We start from the raw sequence: 592 nt of genomic DNA, 5'->3' as shown, positions 1-592 counted from the left end.
CTTGTACAATAAAACACCATGAGAATATCATGGTGTTTGTGCGGTGATTAATGTTTTTTGCGACCTTTTGCACCAGCGCCAGGACCTCTCAGCGCTGCAGCACCTGGTGAAGCAGCGACTCTTCTTATCCAAGCACCGTTTGCAGAGGGGGTGATTGTGCCGCCAGCGACATTAGGAGAGGTAGTGCCGTTTTGTCCTCCTCCAGCAATCGTGTCAGTTACACTGTTAATGTGAATGGTGATCGGTGTAATAATCGTGCTTTGTTTAATGCAGGAATCTATAATTTTAACTGTAGTCAAATTCTTATTCTTGTTTAAAATATCTTTTGCGATGGATAGATTATCTTTAACAATTGGTTTTTGAACTTGTCCGTAACCCAAATAAATCATCCTTCCAAATGGAAATCATGAAACATATAGCCTCATAATAAATAGTTTATGCACAACTGAACGATTAGGAAGGGTGAATGGCTATACTCGTCTACTATTTTTGAAAATATGTGTTTGTACATATAGTATTAATTCGTTGTAAAATAAAAAACTCTTGAAATGGTCAAGAGTTTTGAATAAGTATGTATTGGTGGACCCTATCG

1 protein-coding gene is annotated in these 592 nt (G+C 38.0%); it reads right to left on the bottom strand.

The window, feature by feature from the left end:
• Positions 1 to 47: 47 nt before the first annotated feature.
• Positions 48 to 380 carry a hypothetical protein gene (locus CGZ90_RS20255; protein ID WP_094254263.1) on the bottom strand — a complete coding sequence of 111 codons (333 nt, stop codon included), beginning with the start codon at positions 378 to 380 and terminating at the stop codon, positions 48 to 50.
• Positions 381 to 592 lie beyond the last annotated feature (212 nt).

Origin of the sequence: Fictibacillus aquaticus, from assembly GCF_002245695.1 — a bacterium.
Taxonomy (GTDB): domain Bacteria; phylum Bacillota; class Bacilli; order Bacillales; family Fictibacillaceae; genus Fictibacillus; species Fictibacillus aquaticus.
The sequence above is the reverse complement of the archived record's forward strand: the minus strand, read 5'-3'. Positions and strand labels throughout refer to the sequence as shown.